The sequence below is a fragment of the Streptomyces sp. NPDC047981 genome (assembly GCF_040653315.1).
GTDB lineage: Bacteria > Actinomycetota > Actinomycetes > Streptomycetales > Streptomycetaceae > Streptomyces.
Genome location: NZ_JBEZNQ010000062.1, coordinates 24,641 through 47,085, shown reverse-complemented (window position 1 = coordinate 47,085; position 22,445 = coordinate 24,641). Strand labels below are relative to the sequence as shown.

18 protein-coding genes and 1 pseudogene are annotated in these 22,445 nt (G+C 72.6%); 11 read left to right on the top strand and 8 right to left on the bottom strand.

The genetic code is table 11. The annotated features are described in order from the left end of the window. Positions 1-351, top strand: a pseudogene (locus tag AB0E14_RS29270) (2-oxoacid:ferredoxin oxidoreductase subunit beta); the annotation flags it as partial. 75 nt (positions 352-426) lie between these two features. Here the strand turns inward: AB0E14_RS29270 and AB0E14_RS29265 are convergent. The 4 genes from AB0E14_RS29265 to AB0E14_RS29250 all read right to left on the bottom strand — a co-directional run bounded on the left by AB0E14_RS29265 (position 427) and on the right by AB0E14_RS29250 (position 6,481). After that, positions 427-2,673 (bottom strand): bifunctional serine/threonine-protein kinase/ABC transporter substrate-binding protein, encoded by a 2,247-nt coding sequence (locus tag AB0E14_RS29265; protein ID WP_362424628.1) that lies wholly within the window; start codon positions 2,671-2,673, stop codon positions 427-429. A 3-nt stretch (positions 2,674-2,676) separates the two neighbouring features. After that, positions 2,677-5,121, bottom strand: coding sequence for an ABC transporter substrate-binding protein (locus tag AB0E14_RS29260; RefSeq protein ID WP_362424625.1), 2,445 nt, complete (start codon positions 5,119-5,121; stop codon positions 2,677-2,679). Then, complete coding sequence (locus AB0E14_RS29255; RefSeq protein ID WP_362424622.1) at positions 5,118-5,960, bottom strand: hypothetical protein; 843 nt, start codon at positions 5,958-5,960, stop codon at positions 5,118-5,120. Before AB0E14_RS29255 ends, AB0E14_RS29260 begins: the two co-directional genes overlap by 4 nt. Positions 5,961-6,043: 83 nt before the next feature. Next, positions 6,044-6,481: a helix-turn-helix domain-containing protein gene (locus tag AB0E14_RS29250; protein ID WP_362424619.1), complete on the bottom strand. Its 438-nt coding sequence runs from the start codon at positions 6,479-6,481 to the stop codon at positions 6,044-6,046. Positions 6,482-6,578: 97 nt separating this feature from the next. Between AB0E14_RS29250 and AB0E14_RS29245 the strand changes: the two genes are divergently transcribed. Continuing rightward, entirely contained in the window at positions 6,579-7,439 is an 861-nt protein-coding gene (locus AB0E14_RS29245; protein WP_362424616.1) for an NAD(P)H-binding protein, read from the top strand. A gap of 104 nt (positions 7,440-7,543) precedes the next feature. Continuing rightward, entirely contained in the window at positions 7,544-8,641 is a 1,098-nt protein-coding gene (gene rarD / locus AB0E14_RS29240; RefSeq protein WP_362424613.1) for an EamA family transporter RarD, read from the top strand. Here the strand turns inward: rarD and AB0E14_RS29235 are convergent. Continuing rightward, positions 8,638-10,116, bottom strand: coding sequence for an MFS transporter (locus tag AB0E14_RS29235; protein WP_362424610.1), 1,479 nt, complete (start codon positions 10,114-10,116; stop codon positions 8,638-8,640). The genes rarD and AB0E14_RS29235 overlap by 4 nt on opposite strands. 96 nt (positions 10,117-10,212) lie before the next feature. Between AB0E14_RS29235 and AB0E14_RS29230 the strand changes: the two genes are divergently transcribed. Both AB0E14_RS29230 and AB0E14_RS29225 read left to right on the top strand, forming a co-directional pair. Then, on the top strand, positions 10,213-10,698 hold the full coding sequence (locus AB0E14_RS29230) for a helix-turn-helix domain-containing protein (protein WP_362424607.1): 486 nt from the start codon (positions 10,213-10,215) through the stop codon (positions 10,696-10,698). Between the two features lie 263 nt (positions 10,699-10,961). Continuing rightward, positions 10,962-11,417, top strand: a complete 456-nt coding sequence (locus AB0E14_RS29225) for a VOC family protein (RefSeq protein WP_362424604.1) — start codon at positions 10,962-10,964, stop codon at positions 11,415-11,417. Positions 11,418-11,420: 3 nt separating this feature from the next. Here the strand turns inward: AB0E14_RS29225 and AB0E14_RS29220 are convergent, their stop codons facing one another. After that, positions 11,421-11,933, bottom strand: a complete 513-nt coding sequence (locus AB0E14_RS29220; protein ID WP_362424601.1) for a DUF1203 domain-containing protein — start codon at positions 11,931-11,933, stop codon at positions 11,421-11,423. A gap of 354 nt (positions 11,934-12,287) precedes the next feature. On the opposite strand from AB0E14_RS29220, the gene AB0E14_RS29215 reads away from it, so the two are divergent. The 4 genes from AB0E14_RS29215 to AB0E14_RS29200 all read left to right on the top strand — a co-directional run bounded on the left by AB0E14_RS29215 (position 12,288) and on the right by AB0E14_RS29200 (position 16,102). Beyond that, positions 12,288-13,142 carry a helix-turn-helix domain-containing protein gene (locus AB0E14_RS29215; RefSeq protein WP_362424598.1) on the top strand — a complete coding sequence of 285 codons (855 nt, stop codon included), beginning with the start codon at positions 12,288-12,290 and terminating at the stop codon, positions 13,140-13,142. 49 nt (positions 13,143-13,191) lie between these two features. Further along, positions 13,192-13,758 (top strand): Uma2 family endonuclease, encoded by a 567-nt coding sequence (locus tag AB0E14_RS29210; protein WP_362424595.1) that lies wholly within the window; start codon positions 13,192-13,194, stop codon positions 13,756-13,758. Positions 13,759-13,830: 72 nt separating this feature from the next. Further along, a complete protein-coding gene (locus AB0E14_RS29205) occupies positions 13,831-14,640 on the top strand; it encodes a HEAT repeat domain-containing protein (protein WP_362424592.1) in 810 nt (269 codons plus the stop codon). A gap of 148 nt (positions 14,641-14,788) precedes the next feature. Next, entirely contained in the window at positions 14,789-16,102 is a 1,314-nt protein-coding gene (locus tag AB0E14_RS29200; protein ID WP_362424589.1) for a M28 family metallopeptidase, read from the top strand. A gap of 121 nt (positions 16,103-16,223) precedes the next feature. On the opposite strand, the gene AB0E14_RS29195 is transcribed toward AB0E14_RS29200, so the two are convergent. Both AB0E14_RS29195 and AB0E14_RS29190 read right to left on the bottom strand, forming a co-directional pair. After that, positions 16,224-17,444, bottom strand: a complete 1,221-nt coding sequence (locus AB0E14_RS29195; RefSeq protein ID WP_362424586.1) for a DUF2092 domain-containing protein — start codon at positions 17,442-17,444, stop codon at positions 16,224-16,226. 117 nt (positions 17,445-17,561) lie between these two features. Beyond that, positions 17,562-18,572, bottom strand: a complete 1,011-nt coding sequence (locus tag AB0E14_RS29190) for a polyprenyl synthetase family protein (RefSeq protein ID WP_362424583.1) — start codon at positions 18,570-18,572, stop codon at positions 17,562-17,564. A 267-nt stretch (positions 18,573-18,839) separates the two neighbouring features. Between AB0E14_RS29190 and AB0E14_RS29185 the strand changes: the two genes are divergently transcribed. Continuing rightward, positions 18,840-20,345 (top strand): peptide MFS transporter, encoded by a 1,506-nt coding sequence (locus tag AB0E14_RS29185; RefSeq protein ID WP_362424580.1) that lies wholly within the window; start codon positions 18,840-18,842, stop codon positions 20,343-20,345. Between the two features lie 18 nt (positions 20,346-20,363). Continuing rightward, positions 20,364-22,394 carry a CocE/NonD family hydrolase gene (locus AB0E14_RS29180; RefSeq protein WP_362424577.1) on the top strand — a complete coding sequence of 677 codons (2,031 nt, stop codon included), beginning with the start codon at positions 20,364-20,366 and terminating at the stop codon, positions 22,392-22,394. Positions 22,395-22,445: the final 51 nt, after the last annotated feature.

Genomic DNA, 22,445 nt, shown 5'->3' with positions numbered 1-22,445 from the left:
ATCCGCCTCGAACACGGACAGCCCATCCGCTTCGGCACCGACCTCGACAAGGGCGTCGTCCGCGACCGGGCCACCGGCGACCTCAAGGTCGTCACCATCACCCCCGGCAACGAGACCGACATCCTCGTCCACGACGCCCACGCCACCAGCCCCACCACCGCCTTCGCACTCTCCCGCCTCGCCGACCCCGACACCCTCCACCAGACCCCCATCGGCGTCTTCCGCTCGGTGAAACGACCCGTCTACGACACCCTCATGGCCGACCAACTCGACACCGCCATCGAACAACACGGCAAGGGCGACCTCACCCAACTCCTCACCGGCAACGACACCTGGACGGTCGTCGGCTGAGAGCGGCACCAGCACGGAAGTACGGGCACAGCGGTACGGACGAGGGGCGCGGCCGGAACACCGGCACCGCGCCCCTCAGTCGATCTTCCGCCGGTTCTTCTCGCCCTGCGCCGCCGCCTCGAAAGCGCCGAGGAAGCGCGGGGTGCCGCCCTCGATCCGGTAGAGGAACATCTCCTTGATGTACTTGAACGCGGACACGTTCCGCTCGTCGAAGCCGTACTTCTTCGCGATCCCGTCGTAGGGGAACAGCCGCATCGCCCCGCGTACGGCGGTCCGCGCCATGTCCAGCTTCTGGCCAGACACCATCTCGCTCATGCTCGCCGCGATGCCCGTCACCACGTCGTACGCCTCGACGGCGAACGGCTCGACCGGCGCCGTGGCCGACAGGCCCCAGCGCTTGCGGTACGCGGCGGTGAAGCCCTTCGCCGCCGGTACGAGCGCCGGATCGACGTACGTCGTGCCGAAGTACCACTCCTCGGCGGCAGGGCCCGCGACGGACAGGAACTCGGGGCCGAGCGCGTACTCGACACCACCCCGCAGGCCCTTGTACCCCTGCTCGCTCAGCGCCTTCGCGCAGAGCCCGGCGCGGCGCGGGGAGACCCCGGCGTAGAGCACCGCCTGCGGGCGGGCGGCGAGCACCTCGCGCACGACGGTCCCGAAGTCCTCGCTGTCGGCGGCGATCCGATGGACCGTCACGGCATCGGAGACCGGAGTCATCGTGCTCTGCGCGGAGTTGGCCGTCCGCCAGCTGAAGTCGCCGGCCGCGCGGTCGTCGACCACGGCCGTCCGCCTGGCCTTGGTGACGATGGCGACGCTGGTGAAGGGGAGTTGCAGCATGTCGTGCGGGGCGCGCAGCTCGCGGTGGACGGGGTTGACGGTCTGGGTCGTCAGGTCGCCCGCGTCGATGCCGACGGCGACGGTCGCGAAGACCAGCTGGTTCCTGTCGTACGCGGCGGAGCCCGCGACGACGGTCTCCCTGGCCGTGGGGCCGACCACGGCCATGACGGACGCGTCCTTCCCGAACTCCTCGGCCACGGCGGCGGCCCGGCGCGGGTCGCCGCCGTCGTCGCGTACCTTCACCGCCAGGTCGAAGGGCCGGTCGGCGCGGGCGTTGAAGGTCTCGGCGGCCAGCCGCACACCGCGCTCCTGGGCGCGCCCGGCGGCCTTGCCGGGGCCGCTCAGATCGGTCTGGACGCCGATCGTGTACGCGGGACGGGTGCCGGACGGCCCGCCCGAACGCGTGCCGACGCCCGAGCCCCCGCCCGTGCCGCCGGACGTGCCGGCTCCGGGCTCTCGGTTCACCAGCCAGGCCGTCAGGCCGCCCGCCCCGACGACGGCGGCGGCCGAGCCGAGGGCGAGGAAGCGCCGCCGGGACGGCGAGGTGCGGGCCCGGTCGCCGTCGGCGGCGGGTACGACGACGGTCGGCTCGGCGACGGGCAGGTCGAGGACGCGCGTGGAGCGTTCGGCGATGAGCGCCGGGAGGCCGGGCGGCAGCCAGTCCCCCGCCGGGCCCTCGGTCCGGCCGAGGCGCGCCCGGACCTCCGGCGCCGTGGGCCGGTCGGCCGGGTCCTTGGCCAGGCAGGCGGTCACCAGCGGCAGCAGCGGCTCCGGTACGCCGTCGAGGTCGGGCTCCTCGTGGACCGTGCGGTAGACGATCGCGGCCACCGTGCCCGTACCGAACGGGCGGCGGCCGGTCGTCGCGTACGCGAGCACGCAGCCGAGCGAGAAGACGTCGCTCGGCGGGCCGACCTCGCCCGCGCCGCCCGTGCGGGCCTGCTCGGGGGCGAGGTAGCCGGGGGTGCCGATCATCGCGTCGGTGGCGGTCAGGGCGGTGGCCCCGGCGGAGCGGGCGATGCCGAAGTCGATGAGGCGCGGCCCGTCGAGGGCGAGGAGGACGTTGGCGGGCTTCACGTCCCGGTGGACGAGCCCGGCCGCGTGCATGCCGGTGAGCGCGTCGGCGAGCCGTGCGCCCAGGGCCCGTACGGTCGCCTCGGGCAGCGCGCCGTGCAGGCCGACGGCCTCGGCGAGCGAGGGTCCCGGGACGAACTCGGTGGCGAGCCAGGGCTCCCGGGCCTCCGGGTCCGCGCCGAGGACCCGGACCACCCACCGGCCGGTGATCCGCTCGGCGACCAGGGCCTCGCGCCGGAACCGCTCCCGGAAGCCGGGGTCGGCGGCGTGCTCGGCTCTGATCAGCTTGAGCGCGGCGAGCGCGCCGCCGGCGGAGCGGGCGAGGTAGACCACGCCCATGCCGCCGGCGCCGAGCCGGCCGAGGAGGCGGTAGCCGGCGATCGCCGAGGGGTCGGCGGGACGGAGGGGCCGCACGCGTCAGGTCCGTCTGGTCTTGGGCGGCCCGGCGGGCGCGAACTCCAACGGCTGGTAACGGCCGTTCTGGACGGCGTACATGAAGGTGCCGATCCCGCTGAGGTTCCCGCTCTCGGTGTCGAAGGTGTAGCCGCCCATGACGCCGGTGTACCGGGCCTTGCGCAGCGCGGGCGTGAGCGCGGTGCGGTCCGGTCGCTTCCCGCCCTCGGCGGCCTTGACCACCTCCTGGATCAGCAGGTTGACGACGTCGAAGGACTCGCCCGTGTAGGGGGCGGGGGGCGTGCCGTACCGGGTGCGGTGGGCGGCGACGAAGTCGGCCGCCTCCTTGCGGGCGGTCGGGTCGGTGACGGGCGCGCCGAGGATCCAGCCCTCCGCCGCAGGGCCCGCTTCGGTGAGGAAGCGGGGCTCGAAGACGTGCTGGCCGGTGATCTTCATTCCGGTGAAGCCGAGTTCGTCGAGAGCGCGGGCGGCGAGGACGGCGCTGGGGGTGAGGCCGCAGTGGACGTACGCGTCCATCCCCTCGCCGATCATCGAAGCGAGGATCCGCTTGTAGTCGGTGGCGCGGCCGGGGACCACGCGCGGGACGGGCACGACAGCGGCCTGCCGGAAGCCGAAGTTGGCGCCGCCGATGTACTGCCAGGCGTAGGGGTCGTCGGTGCGTTCCTGGAGGATGCCCGGGCGGATGCTCCGGGTCTTGTGCAGCACGTAGTAGGCGAGGCAGCTGCCGGCGATGGCGTGCTGGGGGCAGGCGCGCAGGACGGAGAGGCCCTGGGCGCTCGTCGCGTTGGTCAGCAGGTTGAGCCCGGCGGAGACCGTCATGAGCGGCAGCCGTGACTCGTCGTAGGCGGGCAGGGCGTTCAGGCCGGTGTAGTCGGAGGTCGGGCCGAGGACGCCGAGGACGTCGGGGTCGCCGGTGAGGACGCGGGCGGCGGCGAGGGCCTTGTCCTTGTCGCCGCCGTCGTCGGAGACCTTCACTTCCAGGGTGAAGGGCTTGTCCTTGCGGGCGTTGAACCGTTCGACGGCGAGCCGTGCGCCGCGTTCCTGGGCGCGGCCGATGTCCTTGGCGGGGCCGGTCAGGTCCGCCTGGACGCCGACGATCCAGCGCCGCTGCTTGGGCGGCGGGGCGGCGGTCCTGCCGTCCTTGCCCCGGTTGTCGTCGCTCAGGGCGGCGTAGGCGGCGACGCCTCCGCCGGCGGCGAGGACGGCGGCGCCGGAGGCCAGGAGCAGGAACTTCCGTCTGCTGGGCGCCGGTCGGCTCGGAGCCGTCGGCGTCCCGTGCTCGGTGGGGTCGATCGAGGGCAGGGCGAGCATCGCGGCGGAGCGTTCGGCGATGGTCCGGACGACGGGGGCGGGCAGCCAGTCGGCGGCCGCGCCGGGAGTGTCCTCGGTGAGGCGGGCGGCGACCTCCTCGGCGGTGGGCCGGGCGGCCGGGTCCTTGGCGAGACAGGTCCGTACGAGGTCCAGGAGCGTCCCGTCCGGTACGCCGACGAGGTCGGGCTCGTCGTGGACGGTGCGGTAGAGGAGGGCGTCGACCGCCCCCGTGCCGAAGGGCGGGCGGCCGGTCGACGCGTGGGCGAGGAGGCAGCCGAGGGCGAAGACGTCGCTGGGCGGACCGATCTCGTCGGCACGGGCCTCGGCCTGCTCGGGGGCGAGGAAGCCGGGGGTGCCGACGACCATGTCGGTGGAGGTCAGCGCGGTCTCCCCGGTCGCCCGGGCGATGCCGAAGTCGATGAGCCGGGGGCCGTCGACGGCGAGCAGGACGTTGCCGGGCTTGACGTCCCGGTGGACGAGCCCGGCCGCGTGGACGGCGGCGAGCGCGCGGGCGACGGCGCCGCCGAGGATCCGTACGCTCCGCTCGGGCAGCGGCCCGTGCGCGGCGACGGCCTCGCCGAGGGAGGGTCCTGGGACGAAGGCGGTCGCCATCCACGGCTCGGGGGCGTCCGGGTCCGCGCCGGTCACGGGGACGGCCCAGCGGCTGACGACCCGGCGCGCGGCCTCGACCTCGCGCCGGAACCGGGTCCGGAAGTCGGCCTGTTCGGCCTGGTCGGCGTGGGTCACCTTCACGGCGGCGAGCTCACCGTGCTCCGTACGCCCGAGGTAGACGACGCCCATGCCGCCCGCCCCGAGCCGCCCGAGGATCCGGTAGCCGGCGATCACGGAGGGGTCGGAGGGGAGGAGGGGCTGGGGGGCGCCGGGCTGGGGGTCGCGCGGCTCGTCGGGCTGGGGGGCGGTCTCGGGGGTCGGGGCGGACTCGGGGTTCGTGGCGGACTCGGGGTTCGGGGCGGACTCGGGGTTCGGGGCGCCGGGCTGGTGGGGCTCGGGCTGGTGGGCCTCGGACTGCGGAGCGCCCGGCTCAAGCTGGGACTCAGGCCGAGGCTCGGGCTGGGAGTCGGGCTGAGGCTCGGGCTGGGAGTCGGGACGCGGCTCGGGCTGCGGGACCTGGCTCACTTCTGGACCTCCAGGGCGTCCTCGGCGCGTCCGACCATGGCGACGAGGGCCTGGATCTGGGCCCTGTCGACTTCCTTGCCGGTGTGGCCGGGCGCGCCCTTGACCACGGCGGCGACGGTGACCTGGCCGACCCGGGACTGGTACCAGGAGTACGTCTGCTCGCCCTTCACGGCGTCGTTGACGTACGTCCCGGCCTCGCGGAGCGAGTCGGCCGCGGTGAAGTTGCCGCCGACTCCGAAGGGGCTGCCGAGGGACATGAGCCCGGTGATGCGCTCACCGTCCCGCAGCTGCTGGGAGGGGCAGCGGAGCGCCTCCTCCAGGGTCTGGGCCATCTCCCAGTCGGCGTCCGTCTCCGTGCGGTGGACGGTCACGGTCGCGGACACCTGCAGGAGCCCCCTCCCCGTCGTCGCGGGGACCTCGCTGTAGGCGGTCACGCTGTGGAGCACGGTCGGGGGCCGGGTACCGGCCTCCCAGGTGCAGCCGGCGTCGAGGACGGGCCAGTAGGCGTCGGCGCTGAGGTGCGGGGTGCGCTTGACGTAGTCGGGCCCCCAGGACTCCGGCCCGGCGACGATCCCGCGGGCGAGGCGTCTGGCGTCGGCCTCGTTCTTCGGGGCCCGGCTCGGGTCCGCGGTGAACTCGAGCCCCGTGGGTGTGGGTACGGGCGCGGCCGACGCGGGCGGTGCGGTCGAGGTGCCGGACGGCCCGCGGGACGTGGGCGGACCGCCCTTGCCGCCGCCCTTCCCGTCACCCTCACCGGAGTCCGTACAGCCGGTCAGGATCAGGCCGCAGGCCAGTAAGCCCCCGCAGGCACGCAGCACTCTTCCGTACGCGTACGTCACGAATCCCCCACACACGCTCACACTTGCCCCCAGTGGTGAGCAGATCGTACGACGCACGGGCACAACTGGCCCTTGTTACCGCCTCATTGGGACGATCTCGTGGCCACCGCCGCACTCTTCGCCACGTCGTACCTGTCGCGGGCCTCCTCGACCGCCGAGAGACGGGCGTCGGTCCACCGGGCCAGCTCCCTGACGCGCTCGGCGGCCTCCTCGCCGAGGGGGGTGAGGCTGTAGTCGACGCGGGGCGGGATGACGGGCTTGGCGTCACGGTGGACGAAGCCGTCGCGCTCCAGGGTCTGGAGGGTCTGCGTCAGCATCTTCTCGCTGACGCCGCCGACGCGACGGCGCAGCTCGCTGAAGCGGTACGAACGCTCGCTCAGCGCGATGAAGACCAGGACGCCCCATCGGCTGGTGACGTGCTCCAGGACGAGCCGGGACGGGCACATGCCGCCGACGTCGGCCAGCAGGCTCTGCGGGTCGTGCAGGTCGCGCGGACTCCGTACCCGATCACTTACTCCCATGCCAGTACCTTACTTCAAAGTGGGTACTTTCGGAAGGAAAGCGCCCGCCGTACGGTGAGTGCATCGCCCACCGCACCACACCGAAGAAGGAACCACCATGAGCATCGTCGTCACCGGCGCCACCGGACAGCTCGGCCGTCTCGTCATCGACGAGCTCCTGACCCGGGTCCCCGCCGAGTCCGTCGTCGCCGTCGTCCGCGACAAGGCGAAGGCCGCCGCCCTCGCCGAGCACGGTGTCGAGCTGCGGATCGCGGACTACAGCCGCCCCGAGACCCTCGCGGGCGCCTTCGCGGCGGGCGACCGGGTCCTGCTGATCTCCGGCAGCGAGGTCGGGCAGCGCGTGGCCCAGCATGCCGCCGTCATCGACGCGGCCACGGCGGCGGGCGTCGCGCAGCTCGCGTACACCGGCATCCTCGGCGGCCCGGAGGCCGACTTCGACCTGGCGGCCGAGCACCGGGCGACGGAGACGCTGATCCTCGACTCGGGGCTGCCGTACACGTTCCTGCGCAACGGCTGGTACACCGAGAACTACACCGCCAACCTCGCCCCCGTCCTGGCCCACGGCGCCGTCGTCGCCAACGCGGGCGAGGGCCGCGTCGCCTCCGCCACCCGCGCCGACTACGCGGCCGCGGCCGCCGCCGTCCTGGCGGGCCCGGTCGAGGAGCACGTGAACACGGCGTACGAGCTGAGCGGCGACATCGCCTGGTCGCTCGCCGAGTACGCCGCCGAGGTCGCCCGGCAGACCGGCAAGGAGATCGCGTACCGCAACGTCCCGGCCGGGACGCACGAGGAGATCCTGACCGGCGCCGGCGTGCCCGCGCTCTTCGCGGCGATCCTCGTGGACGTCGACAAGGCCATCGAGCGCGGGGCGCTCGCGCGGCGGACCGGCGACCTGTCGCGCCTCATCGGCCGGCCCACCACCCCGCTGGCCGAGACGGTCGCGCTCGCGCTCGCGTGACCGCACCCCACCCGAGTCATGACCGTATCGCGGTACGGACATGACAGCCTGCCCTGTGCGGCGCTACCTTCATCAGGACGGCGCGGCGCGGGGCAGGAGGTTCGGTGAAGACGGACAACGAGGGACGAGCAGGTCTCCTCTACGGGATCGGTGCCTACGGGATGTGGGGACTGGTCCCGCTCTTCTGGCCGCTCCTGAAGCCGGCCGGAGCGGTCGAGATCCTCGCCCACCGGATGGTCTGGTCCCTGGCCTTCGTCGTCGTCGCGCTCCTCGCGGTCCGCCGCTGGGGCTGGATACGGGAGCTGGCGCGCAGCCCGCGCAAGCTGGGACTGATCACGCTCGCCGCGTCCGTGATCACGGTCAACTGGGGCGTCTACATCTGGTCCGTCAACACGGGCCATGTCGTCGAGGCGTCCCTCGGCTACTTCATCAACCCGCTCGTCACCATCGCGCTCGGCGTCCTGCTCCTGAAGGAGCGGCTGCGGCCCGCGCAGTGGATCGCGGTCGGCGTCGCCGCCACGGCCGTGCTCGTCCTCTCGATCGGCTACGGCCAGCCGCCGTGGATCTCGCTGATCCTGGCCTTCTCCTTCGGCGTCTACGGCCTGGTGAAGAAGAAGGTCAACATCGGCGGCCTGGAGTCGCTGGCGGCCGAGACGGCGGTCCAGTTCCTGCCCGCCCTCGCCTACCTGCTCTGGCTCGGCTCGCAGGGCTCGGCCACCTTCGGCGCGGAGGGCGCCGGGCACGCGGCCCTGCTCGCCGCGACGGGCGTGGTGACGGCGGTGCCGCTGATCTGCTTCGGCGCGGCGGCGATCCGCGTACCGCTGTCGACCCTCGGCCTGCTCCAGTACCTGGCGCCGATGTTCCAGTTCCTGCTGGGCATCGCGTACTTCCACGAGGCCATGCCCCCGGAGCGCTGGGCGGGCTTCTCCCTGGTGTGGCTGGCCCTGACGATCCTCACCTGGGACGCCCTGCGCACGGCCCGCCGCAGCCGCGCGGAGCTGGCAGCGGCCGAGCGCGCGGCGACGGACGCGGGCGTGGACGCGGGTACGGGAGCGGCTGCCGTGGTGAATGCGGGCGCAGGTACGGGAGCGGGAACGGGGGCCGGTGTCGTGACCGGCACGTCCGCCCCCGCCGCCCCCACCGACCTCGCCGGCCCGTCCGCCCCCGCCGACCCGTCGGCGCAGCCGGCCCGGCCCGCCTAGACGGCGGCCTTGGGGGTCTCCGCCAGGGCCTCCGCGCCTTCGGGCGCCCCCGTCACCGCGCCCGTCACCGCGCCCGTCACCGGCCGTGTCCGGCCGCGGGCGCCGGTCGCGGCGATGACCGTGCCTAGGGCGACCATCGCCACCGGTACGACCAGGGCCGCGCGGAAGCCGTCGAGGCCGCCGCCGACGATCCCGTAGACCGCGGTGACCAGGGAGATGCCGACCGCCGAACCGAACTGCACGGCCGTCGTCAGCAGTCCGCTCGCGAGCCCCTGCTCCTCCTCCGCGATGCCGTCGGTCGCGGCGATCGTCAGCGGGCCGTACGCGAGCGAGAAGGCGAGCCCGCTGAGCAGCAGGGTCGGGAACATCGCGGCGTACGACCAGTCGGGGCCGACCGGCAGGAAGAGCGCGTACGCGACGACCGCGAGCACGAACCCGCCGAGGATCACCCGACCGTTGCCGAACCGCGCCACCAGCCTGGGCGTCAGCGTCGGGGCGAGGATCGCGTCGACGCCCATCACCGTCAGGGCGAACGCCGTCTCCAGCGAGGACCAGCCGCGCAGCTCCTGCAGGTAGAGCGTGGCGACGAACTGGAAGCCGAAGAAGGACCCCACGAAGAGCAGCGCGCCCAGGTCGGCCCGGACGGTGGAGGCCTTGCGCAGCAGCCCGAGGCGTACGAGCGGGGTGGCGGTGCGCCGCTCGACGGCGACGAACACTCCGGCGAGGGCCAGCCCGGCGGCGGCCACGAGCGCGGTCAGCGGCCAGCCGGCCAGGCCGTGTTCGAGCCGGACGATCGCGAAGGCGAGCAGCAGCATGGACCCGGACGCCGTCAGCGCGCCCGCCAGGTCGAAGCCGCCGGCGGCCCGCTCCGGGCGGGGTTCCTTCGGGACCAGACGCAGCGCGGCGACGAGGACCGCGGCCGCGAGCAGGACGGGCGCGAAGAAGACCCAGCGCCAGCCGAACTGGGTGAGCAGCCCGCCGATGACCAGGCCGAGGGAGAAGCCCCCGGCGGCGGTGCCGGCGAAGACGAGGAGCGCCTGGTTGCGCTGCGGCCCCTCCTCGTACGAGGTGGTGATGATCGACAGCGCGGCGGGGGTCATGAAGGCGGCGGCGACACCCGTCACGAAGCGGGCCGTGATCAGCATCCAGCCGTCCTGGGCGAAGCCGCCGAGTCCGGAGAAGAGCATGAAGACCACGAGCCAGCCGAGGAACATCCGGCGGCGGCCGAGCAGGTCGGCGGCGCGTCCGCCGAGGAGGGTGAAGCCGGCGTAGCCGAGGACGTACGCCGACATCACCCAGGCCGCTGTCCCGGTGGACAGGTCGAGATCGGATCTGATGCTCGGTACGGCCACGGCGAGCATGGCGACGTCGATGCCCTCCAGGAAGATCGTCCCGCAGAGGACGAGGAGCAGGGCCCAGGCCCGCGCGGGGAGGGCGGTGGAGCCGGGGTTGGGGGTGGAGGCGGAAGTGGACACAGGTGTCTCCAGGCAGGAGGGGGCAGGGGGTGGTTACCGTCCAGAGGGTCGGTTCCCTCTTGTAACCACCCCGATCCTGCGGCAGGATCCGATGCCATGGAAGAAGGCACTTTGAAGTCACCGAGTCACTGCGAAGTGACCTACGCCGACGGCGAGTCCGGGGACACGGACCCCTTCCAGTGGGACACCCGGGAGGACTGCGAGGTACGGCAGATCCTGGACCGGGTCGCCGACAAGTGGTCCCTGCTCGTCATCGCCCTGCTCGACCGCCGCAAGCTGCGCTTCTCGGAGCTGAAGCGGGAGATCGACGGGGTCAGCCAGCGGATGCTGACCGTGACGCTGCGGCAGCTGGAGCGGGACGGCCTCGTCAGGCGCACGGTCCACCCGGTGGTCCCGCCGCGCGTGGACTACGAACTCACGGCGCTGGGCAGGACCTTGCACACGACGATCCGCTCGCTCGTGACGTGGACCGAGCTGCACCAGAACGAGATCGCGGCGGCCCGGGAGGCGTACGACGCCAAGGAGGCCGAGGCGGAGGCGGCGGCAGCGGCGGACGCGGAGGCGGTCGGGGCGGCCGTCTGAGCCCGGCGGGATTCCGCCGTACGCGGGTCGGCCCGACGGAACCCCGCCGTACGCGGGTCGGCCCGACGGAACCCCGCCGTACGCGGGCCCGCCGGAACCCCGCCGTACGCGGGCCCGCCGGAACCCCGCCGCACGCGGGCCCGCCGGAACCCCGCCGCACTCACGTCCGGCGGGACGCCGCCGACCGGCGCGCTTCCGCCGGAATTCCCGCCGTACGCGCGCCGGTTCGCCGCGCGCGCGGTGGGCGCGCCGAGACTGGGGGCATGACCCCACTGCACTGGAAGCTCGTGATCGACGCCGGCGACCCGCACGCGCAGGCCGCCTTCTGGGCCGCCGCGCTCGGCTACGTGGACGAGGACCACAGCGCCTTCATCGACGGGCTGCTCGCCGCCGGCGCTGCCCCGCCCGAGCTCTCGACGACGCTCGCGGACGGCCGCCGCGCCTGGCGCAAGCTGGCCGCCGTCCGGCACCCGGACGACCCGTTCGACGAGAAGTCGGGCACGGGACACGGCCGACGGATCCTCTTCCAGCAGGTCCCGGAGGAGAAGACCGTCAAGAACCGGGTCCACCTGGACCTCCACCCCGGTCAGGAGCAGCGCGACGCGGAGGTCGAACGCCTGGAGTCCCTGGGCGCCTCGGTCCTGCGCCGGGTGTCGGAGTACGGGATGACCTGGGTGGTCATGGCGGACCCGGAGGGCAACGAGTTCTGCGTGGAGTGACGTTCACTCCCCCGGCGTCGCGCGCCGGACCTCGAACTGGAAGCAGCCGTACTCCACCGCCCTGACGTGCACCAGCTCGACCCGGGAGTCGGCGAAGGCCTCCGCCAGGGCCCGGTCGAAGCCCTCGTTGGCCTCGGCCGGGATCTCCAGGAGACGGCCGCCGACGATCCGCCCGTCGGAGTCGTACCGCCGCAGGGTGCGCAGCGCGCCGGTCCGGTCGAAGGGGTACGACTCCGCTTCCGGCACCGGCCCTTCGCACCCGTCGGCGTGGATGAAGACCGGCCCCTGCTCGTCGTACGCCCCCGGCCTGGCCCCGGTCGCGGCGGCCCAGCGCCGCAGGGGCGCGTAGGAGACGAGCGCGACCCGCTCCCCCGCCCGGACTGGCCGGAGGCAGCAGCGCAGCGGATCCCCGCCCTCGGCGGCGGCGAACGGGACACAGGGGCGCCCGGCGTCGTCCGTGTCGCGGAGCTCGGCGAGGGCGGCGGGGTCGATGGGGCGTGCGGTGTAGGTCGTCATGCCCCCAGCGTCACGCGCCCCCACCCCACCCCGCTGGCGGAATTCGGACGCCGCACTCACCGGCGACAGGACCGGCGCCCCGCGTCGCGACCGCCCGCGATGCGGCGGCCCACGACGGAAAAGAAAAAGACCGAGAGAAAGTACCCACCCACCCCCTCCAGCCTCCCCCGGCGGCCACGGCGACGCGCTTCACCCACCGTCACTCGCACGGGTGATCTGTACCAACTGGGCTGGATTCGGGGCCGGTTGCCTGGCATATGCTCTCGCCACACAACCCCAGACAGACGTCGGCCCCCGGCCGGGAGTTACGATCCCGATCGAGGGCCTGACCAACACGGAAGTAGACGCTTCCTGATGGCTTCCTCGCAGCCTAGCGCGCCCCGGCGCGCCTCCGGGCTCATTCACGTCAACGTCCGCCACACGACCCGCTACACGGTCGTCGGCAACCACCTCGCCCAACACCGCGAGCTCTCACTGCTCGCCATCGGGCTCGCCGTCCACCTCCAGTCGCTGCCCGGCGGCGCCTCCGTGGGCATCAAAGCCCTCGCCGCGTGCTTCCCCGAGAGCGAGCTGCGCATCGCCGGTGCGATGCGCGAGCTGGAGGCCCACGGCTACCTCAAGCGCTTCAACGAACGCCTGCCCAACGGCCGACTCGCCCCGCGCACGATCTCGTACAACCGACCTGGGGCTGAACCCGCCCCCATCCCGGAGACGCCCCCGCCTCCGGACGAGGAGCTTCCTCCGCCACCACCACCGCCCCGGCGGGAGCGCCGCAATGAACCCCCACCCCGCCGTGCGCCGCAGCCCCCGGCCCCTGCCCCTGCCCCTGCCCCTGCCCCGCCCCAACCGTCGACGCAGGCGCACCGACCCGCCGCCGACCTGCTCGCGGGCCTCCACCTGCACGAGCCCCGGCTCCTTCTCGCCGAACGGGACGTCCACCGCCTGGCACCCGCCCTGACCACCTGGCTGGAGCGCGGCGCCCGCCCCGACGCCGTACGCCAGGCGCTCGCCGCGGGCCTCCCCGACCACGTGGCCCACCCGGCCGGCCTCCTGGCCCACCGCCTCACCGCCCTCCTGCCACCCCCGCCACCGGCGCGCCCGCCGGCCCCCGACCCCCTCCAGACCTGCGACACCTGCGACCGCGCCTTCAGATCCCCCGACCCAGGCCACTGCCGCGACTGCCGCCCCGATCGACGAGAGGCCGCCTAGCATGAAGCTGATGACTCGGGCCCCAGGGCACAGACGAGGAGCCAGTGCGATGACGACCGTCTCCCCCCTCTACCGGACCATGCGCGAGGCGCTGGGCGGGCTGGACGACACCGTCCCCGGGAAGTTCGAGATCACCAAAGAAGGAATCGTTCACGACATGATGTCCCCGAGCCGCCCGCACGAGCTGACCGTTCTGCGCCTGCGGAAGCGTCTGGAGAAGGTCATGCCGGAGGAGCTGGCCGCCCACACCGGAGAACCTGACGTCGAGAACGCGCCCGAGGGCGTCATGCGCCACCCGGACGTCACGGTCATCGCCGAGGCCGACATGGAAGGCGACGGCTCCTTCGACCCCCGGACCCTGCTCGCCGCGATCGAGGTCGTCTCCCGCTCCAACCCCGACAACGACTGGGTCGGCAAGGTCCGGGACTACCCGCTGCTCGGCATCCCGGTCTACGCGATCTTCGACCCGCGCACCGGCTCCGGAGCGGTCCTCTCCGACATCCACGCCACCCCGGACGGCCCGCGCTACGCGACGCGCAAGGACTTCTACTACGGCGAGGACGTCACCATCGCCGACTGGACGATCTCCACGGAGGACCTGCCCCGCTATCCGTGACCCCGGCCACGTCCCGGCCGCGCCCCGCAAAGGAGTTGCCGTGCCCCGGCCGGGCGGTGGACGGTGTTCCGCATGGCGACCTTCGTGCACCTGACACCCGCGGCCAACGCCCCGCGCATCCGCCGCGGTGGCATCCGGGCTCTCAGCCGTGGCCGTGGCAGCGGGCTCGGGGCGTCCGGGCCGGGGACGTATCTGTTCCCCGTGCTCCACTCGTACCCGCTCACCCACCAGTGGCTTCGCGAGCTGGCACGCCGCCCCGGGACCCGCGATGTCGTCGCGGTGCACGTCAGGCTCGCGGACGCGGAGGCCGTCACCGTCGGGCGGTACGGGGATCGGGAGCCCGTGGAGACGACGGCCGCCGACGCCGTGCGCGTGGTGCGCGGGCTCGACGACCCGCGCGGGTGGGAGGTGTTCCTGCCCCGGGCCGTCGAGCGGCGCGAGGTCCGGGCCGTCCGGCGGGTGCGGCAGGTCAACGGGTGGCGGTACTTCCCCGACGCGCACGGCCGGACGCCCTGCACCTGCCAGGGGTGCCTGGCCCGCGGCGAGTACGGCGGGCGGCGGCTGCGCGAGCGGCACCCGCATCCGCTGGACGGGCCGCACCCGCCGCCCCGCGTCCTGCTCGGGCACGTCGAGGCGGCCGAGGCCGCGGGGGACTCCGCCGCGCTGCGCGAGGCGCTGCGCCGGTTCGCGTACCGGCGGCGCGGCCCCCTGCCCCAGCTGGCCCACCTGGCCCGGCACCCCGACCCGGGCGTGCGCATCGCGCTCGTCGAAGCCGTCGGGTACTGGTCGACTCCCGGAGTCGACAGCCTCGTAAGGGAGTTGGCGTGCGACCCGGACCCGGACGTCAGCGAAGCCGCCCGTTCGGTGAGCGAACAAGCCTGACCGGTTTCCGCTCTTGACGGAGAGTCAACTCCTCCCCGAACATTCAGCCCACGAACCACCCGCACAGCTCCAGCGCCTCGTGGCACCCACGCCCCGGGGCGTCTCGCACGTTTCCGTCCCATCCCCGTTCGGAATCCGGAGCCCCCACATGAAGTTCTCCGTTCCCAGACGTGCCGCCGCGCTCTCCGCCGTCGCCGCACTGGCCCTCGCCGGCTTCACCGGCGCATCCGCGACCGCGGCACCCGCCGCGCCCGCAGCGCCCACAGCCGCGCCCGACATCCCGCTCGCCAACGTGAAGCAGCACCTCACCGACCTCCAGGCGATAGCCAACGCCAACGGCGGCAACCGCGCCCACGGGCGCACCGGCTACAAAGCCTCCATCGACTTCGTGAAGGCCAAGCTGGACGCGGCCGGATTCACCACCACGGTCCAGCAGTTCACCACCAGCGGCGCCACCGGCTACAACCTGATAGCCGACTGGCCCGGCGGTGACCCCAACCAGGTCCTGATGGCCGGCGCACACCTCGACTCCGTCTCCTCCGGCGCCGGGATCAACGACAACGGCTCCGGCTCGGCGGCCGTCCTCGAGACCGCGCTCGCCGTCTCCCGCGCGGGCCTCCAGCCCACGAAGCACCTGCGCTTCGGCTGGTGGGGCGCCGAGGAGCTCGGCCTCGTCGGGTCGAAGTACTACGTCAACCAGCTCCCGTCCACGGAGCGCGCGAAGTTCTCCGGGTATCTGAACTTCGACATGATCGGCTCGCCCAACCCGGGCTACTTCGTCTACGACGACGACCCCACCATCGAGCAGACCTTCAAGAGCTACTTCGCCGGCATCGGCGTCCCCACCGAGATCGAGACCGAGGGCGACGGCCGCTCCGACCACGCCTCGTTCAAGAACGTCGGCATCCCCGTCGGCGGTCTGTTCACCGGCGCCAGCCGGGTGAAGACCAGCGCGCAGGTCCAGAAGTGGGGCGGTACGGCCACGGCCTTCGACCGCTGCTACCACTCCTCCTGCGACACGACCTCGAACATCAACGACACCGCCCTCGACCGCAACAGCGACGCCGTCGCCCACGCGATCTGGACCCTGTCGGCCGGTACGACCACCCCGCCCGGCACGGTCTTCGAGAACACCGCCGACGTGTCCATCCCGGACAACGGCGCCGCGGTGACCTCCACGGTCAACGTCACGGGCATCACCGGCAACGCGCCGTCGGCCCTCAAGGTGGACGTGAACATCGTCCACACCTACCGCGGTGACCTCGTCGTCGACCTGCTCGCCCCCGACGGCTCGGTCTACAACCTGCACAACCAGTCCGGTGGCAGCGCCGACAACCTCGTGGCCACCTACACCGTGAACGCCTCCTCGGAGGTCGCCAACGGCGCCTGGAAGCTCCGTGTCCAGGACCGGGCCGCGCAGGACACCGGGTACATCAACAGCGTCAAGCTGACGTTCCCGTAAGGCGTTCCCGTAAGGCGTCCCCGTACAGCACGAGCCGTTCCGCACGAAAAACGCCCGGGTGGGTCGGTGACCATCGCCCCCGACCCACCCGGGGTCCCATGCTCCGCGTACGACCGCGCGGCTACTTCGCGGCGTTCGCCGCGTCGACGAGCGCCTGCTTCGTCACCGCGCCGACGTACACCTTGCCGTCGTCCGTCATCAGGGCGTTGACGATCTTCGTCTTGAAGACCGTGCCGGAGCCGAACTTTCCGTTCACCTCGTCCCCGAGCGAGTCCAGGAAGCCCTGGACCTCCTTCGGGGCCTCGTCCGTCTTCGGGGCCTTCGCGCCGGTGTCGAAGGTCGCGATCGTCGTCCAGCCCTCGCCGATGACGTTCATGCCCTCGCCCTTGCCGTCGGCACCGGGCACGGCGCCGCCGAACAGGCCGCCGAGGCCGCCGCCGAACTCCTTCTCCAGGTCCTTCTCGACGTCCTCCGGCGACTTCCCGTGCTCCGCCGGGCCCTCGCCCGTGCCCTCGGTCACCTTCGCGCCCTTGGGGGCCTTGAAGTCGAACGTGGACGCGGCCGGCTTGCCGAAGTCGACCTTCGTGAAGCCCGCGTCGAGGACCGGCTTGCCGCCGTCGACCGAGGCCAGCGTGAACTTCAGCGGCGTACCGGTCTTCGCGTCCACCGCGATCTTGATCGACTCGACCGTCGAGCCGCTCTGCTTGGGCTTGATCACGAGCTGGTAGGCGTCCCGGCCGGCCACCGTGGCCGCCCCGCCGACCGTGATCGACGTCGTGTCGCCGGCCTCCTTCAGGACCTCGTCGGCGAACTCCTTGGGCGTACCGGGAAGCCCGTCCTTCTCGCCCTTCTCCTCGGCAGGGCGGTCCGAGCCGGCGCCCTTCTCGTGGAAGACCTGGTTCGACTTGCTGTCGTACGCCCAGACGTCGTCGCCGTTGTGGATCAGGCTGTACTCGTCGGAGCCGTCCAGGATCGTGAGCTTCTGCCGGTCCGGGCCGTCGGCCGCCACCTTGAGCGTGTGGGTGCCCGAGACCAGGCGCGTCAGCAGCTCCTGCGGGTCCGTGGAGGGCGCGCCGTCGGCGGACTGGCCGCCCGCGCCCGCGAAGCTGTCGGCGAGGCCGGCCACCGACGGCAGGCCCAGGTCCGTGCTCACCTTGAACGTGCCGGACAGCGTTTGCGTGTCCGACGCGGCGATCTTCTCGATCAGCTGCTGTGCCGTGATCTCCGGCAGGTCGGGGTCGCCGGACGCCGCCAGCGCCGGTACGAGCCCGATCGTCGCGGCGGCCACTCCGGCCACCGCGAACGGGACGACGTAGCGGCTCGCCTTACGGGTCTGTGCCATGGTCTGTCCTAACCTCCGTGGTCGATGACTCCATCTGACCAAAGCGGCGGCTCGGAATCGTCAGACTGCGGACTCAACCTCGCGTACTGCTATGGGATGACACACCCCTAGGGCGTCTTAGCCCGCGCGGTGGACCACCGCGTCGCACAGCTCCTCCAGAGCGGACTTCGCGTAGCCCTCGGGCAGCGGCGCCAGCATCGCGCGCGCCTCCTCCGCGAACCGCACGGTGTCCCGGCGGGCCTGCTCCAGGGCCGGGTGGACGCGCAGCCGGCGCAGCACCTCGGCGTGCCGGGCGTCGTCGCTGAGGTCGCCGTCGATCAGCTCGACGAGTTCCACGTCCTCGGGGCGCCCGTGGGCCGCCGCGGCGGCGCGCAGGCGGAGGACCGGGAGGGTCGGGATGCCCTCGCGGAGGTCCGTGCCCGGGGTCTTGCCGGACTCGTGGGAGTCGGAGGCGATGTCGAGGACGTCGTCGGCGAGCTGGAAGGCGACGCCGAGCCGCTCGCCGTACTGGGTGAGGATGTCGACGACGCTCTCGTCCGCGCCGGACATCATGGCGCCGAAGCGGCAGGAGACGGCGACGAGCGAGCCGGTCTTGCCGCCGAGCACGTCGAGGTAGTGGTCGACCGGGTCGCGGTCGCCCTGCGGCCCTGCCGTCTCCAGGATCTGGCCGGTCACGAGCCGTTCGAACGCCTCCGACTGGATCCGTACGGCCTCGGGGCCGAGGTCCGCCAGCGTGTGCGAGGCGCGGGCGAAGAGGAAGTCACCCGTCAGGACGGCGATGGAGTTGCCCCATCGGGTGTTCGCGCTGTCGACCCCGCGCCGCACGTCCGCCTCGTCCATGACGTCGTCGTGGTAGAGGGTCGCCAGGTGGGTGAGCTCGACGACGACGGCCGAGGGCACGACACCCGGCGCGTACGGGTCGCCGAACTGGGCGGCGAGCATCACCAGCAGGGGCCGGAATCGCTTGCCACCGGCCAGGACGAGGTGCTGCGCGGCCTCCGTGATGAACGGGATCTCGCTCTTGGTGGCGTCGAGGAGACCTGCCTCCACGGCCGCCAATCCGGTCTGGACATCGGCCTCAAGAGCCTGGTCCCGCACGCTAAGACCGAACGGCCCGACGACGGTCACGAGGGGATCTCCTGTCTGCTGACGCCTGCTCCAACGCCTGCCTAAACGCCTGTCTAACGCCTGCTCTAACGCTGTGGTACGCCTGCTGTACGTCTGCTCCGTCGCGTGCTGCGACGCCTGCTTCCGCTGCCGGCGACCACACGGATTGTCGATGTGTCGCCGGATTCGCTCAAGTCAGCGTATCCGGTCGCCTTTCGATCACCATGGGCGCCTTCCCGCCACCCCCGGTATGTTCGTGATCAGCTCATACGACCAGGAGTGGACCTTTTGTCCCGAACAGCGATCGATACCGAAGCGAACGGCGAGCAGCCGCCACCCGAAGACGATCATGCCTTCTTCGGGCACCCGAGGGGCCTTCTCACGCTCTCGGGGCTGGAGGTCTGGGAGCGGTTCTCCTTCCTCGGCATGCAGGCGATCCTCGTCCTCTACTTCGCCGACAGCGTCGCGAACGAGGGCCTCGGCATGGCCCCGGGCACGGCCGCCTCCGTCGCGGCGGCCTACGGGACCCTCGTCTACCTGGTCTCGGTGGCCGGCGGCTGGCTCGCCGACCGCATCCTCGGCTCGTACCGGGCCGTCCTGTGGGGCGGCATCCTGATCGCGCTCGGCCACTACTCCATGGCGGTGCCGACGGCCGCCATGACCTGGGTGGGCCTCGGCCTGATCAGCGCCGGCACCGGCCTGCTCAAGCCGAACGTCGCCACCATGGTCGGCAAGCTCTACGCCACCGACGACGACCGCCGCGACGCGGGCTTCGCCCTCTACTACATGGCGATCAACATCGGCGCCTTCGCCGGACCGCTCATCACCGGCTGGCTCGCCGACCACCGCGGCTACCACTGGGGCTTCTCGGCCGCCGCCATCGGCATGACCCTGGGCCTGGCCCAGTACGTCCTCGGCCGCCGTCACCTGGCCGGGCGCAAGCACTCCGCCGAGTTCGCCCTCGCCCCCGACGCCCTGCGCCGGGCGGTGCGGACGATCATCGTCGGCGTGGTCGTCGTGGCGGTCCTGGGCGTCCTCCTGGCCGCCGTCGGCTGGCTCACCATGGACCGCTTCGTCGACCTGCTGACGCTGATCTCGGTCCTCGCCCCGGTCGTCTACTTCTGGGTGATGTTCAAGAGCCCGCGCGTCACGGCGGAGGAGCGCGGGCGGCTGAAACCGTACATCGTGCTCTTCCTGGCCTCGGTGGTCTTCAACTTCATCCTCTTCCAGGCGTACTCGACGATGATCCTGCTGGCCTCCACCAACGCCCGCACCACCATCCTCGGCTTCGACTTCCCGGCCAGCTGGTACGCCTCCGCCCTCGGCGCCTTCGAGGTGGCGCTCGCGCCCGTGGTGGCCGCCGTCTGGGCCCGGATGGGCCACAGTCAGCCGCACGCCTCCAACAAGATCGCCTTCGGCGTGATCCTCGGCGGCCTGTCGTTCCTGCTGATGGTGGTGCCGACGTCCGGGCACGCCGACGACACGTACCAGATGGCGGCGTGGTGGATCGTCGGCTCGTACCTGCTGCTCGGCCTCGGCGACGTGCTCCTGGAGACCTCCGGGATGTCGGCGACCAGCAAGCTCGCGCCGAAGGCCTTCTCCAGCCAGACGATGTCGCTCTGGTTCCTCTCCCTCGCGCTCGCCAACGGCATCCAGGCCCAGACCGTGAAGCTGTACGACGACGTCTCCAAGCCCGCGTACTTCGGCGTGAACGGAGCCATCGCGGTCGTCGCGGGCCTCGTCGTGATCGCCCTGGCCCCATGGCTGCGCCGCACCATGCACCCCGTCCACTGAGCTCCGCGGAGATCCGTCATGCGCATCCGTACCGAGTTCCCGTACGAGACGACCCACGAGGACGTCCGGATCCCGCTCCCTGGGGGGACCTCCCAGGCCGAAGGCCCTGGGGGAGGCACGCGGCTCTACGCCCGGATCTGGCGCCCCGTCACCGAGGAGCCCGTCCCGGCGCTCCTGGAGTACCTCCCGTACCGCCTCACCGACTGGACGGCGCCCCGGGACCGGCAGCGCCACCCCTGGTACGCCGGGCACGGCTACGCCTCCGTGCGGGTCGACGTGCGCGGGCACGGCAACAGCGAGGGGCTGCCGGGCGACGAGTACGACGCAGTCGAGCTGGCGGACGGCGTGGCGGTGGTGCACTGGCTCGCCGAGCAGCCCTGGTGCACGGGGAAGGTCGGCATGTTCGGGATCTCCTGGGGCGGCTTCAACGCCCTCCAGATCGCCGCCCTGGCCCCCGAGCCCCTGAAGGCGATCGTCACGGTCTGCTCGACCGACGACCGCTACGACAACGACGTGCACTACATGGGCGGGTCGGTCCTCGCGGTCGACATGCACGCCTGGGCGGCCACCATGCTGGCCTTCGCCTGCCGGCCGCCGGACCCGCTGCACGTGGGCGAGGAGTGGCGGGAGCTGTGGCTGCGGCGCCTGGAGGCCGTGGACCCCCTCATCCACACCTGGCTCGCCCACCAGACCCGGGACGACTACTGGAAGCACGGCAGCGTCTGCGAGGACTACGGCGCGATCCGGGCGGCCGTCCTGGCGGTGGGCGGCTGGCACGACCCGTACCGGGACACCGTGCTGCGGCTCGTCGAGCACCTCCCGCAGGACCGGGTGCGCGGGATCATCGGCCCGTGGTCGCACCAGTACCCGGACCGGGGCCTGCCGCCGGGCCCCGCGATCGGCTTCCTCCAGGAGACGCTGAGGTGGTGGGACCACCACCTCAAGGACGCGGACAACGACGTCATGGCGGAGCCACTGCTGCGCTCCTGGATCAGCGCCTCGCACCCGCCGGCCACGGTCTACGAGGAGCTGCCGGGCCGCTGGGTCACCGACCCGTCCTGGCCGTCCCCGAACGTCACCCCCGTCACGTACGCCTTCCAGGGCGAGCCGGTCGTGGTGCACTCGCCGCAGCAGACGGGCCTGGACGCGGGCCGCTTCTTCCCCTTCGGCAACGACAGCGACCTGCCGCCGGACCAGCGGGAGGAGGACGCGCTCGGGGCCTGCTTCGACTTCGTGGTACCGGAGGACGGCGAGCCGATCGAGATCCTGGGCCGCCCGAGGGTGAGCCTCACCCTGACGACCCCGGCCCCCACGGGCCAGGTGATCGCCCGCCTGTGCGACGTGGCCCCGGACGGCTCGTCCACGCTGGTGACCCGGGGCGCGATGAACTTCTCGTCCCGCTACGGCCGGGACCGCGTGGTGGAGGCGCAGGTGGGCGAGTCCGCGTCCTTCGTCCTCGACCTGAACGGCATCGGCCACACCTTCCCACCCGGCCACCGGGTCCGCCTCGCGGTCTCCTCCGCGTACTGGCCCTGGATCTGGCCCCAGCCGGACGCGGCGGGCTTCACCCTCTCCCCGACCACGTCGTCCCTGACCCTCCCGGTCCGCCGCCGCACGACGACGGACGCGGTCGAGTGGCAGCCGCCGGAACAATCGGAACCCCTGGGCGTGGTCACCCCCGCCACCCTGGAGGAACCCCGCCCGGAGCGCCTGGTCGTCCGCGACGTGGCCAAGGGCGAATGGCGCCTGGAGGTCGACCCCCGCTACGGCGGCACCCGGGTCTACCCGGACGGCCTGGAGTTCACCGAGGACGCCCTGGAGACCTACACGATCGCCGAGAACGACCCCCTCTCGGCCCGCACCCACTCCACCTGGACGATCCGCCTCCACCGCCCGGACCTGTCCTGGGACGTGACGATCGACTCCCGCTCGGAGATCACCTGCGACGCGGACGCGTTCCTGACGTCGAACGAGGTGGTGTGCAAGGAGGGCGGTGAGGTCCTCTTCCACCGGACATGGGAGAAAAGCATTCCGCGCACGGCGGGTTGAGCCCGGGGCACAGGGAAAGGCCCGCGTTCCTGTGGGAACGCGGGCCTTTCC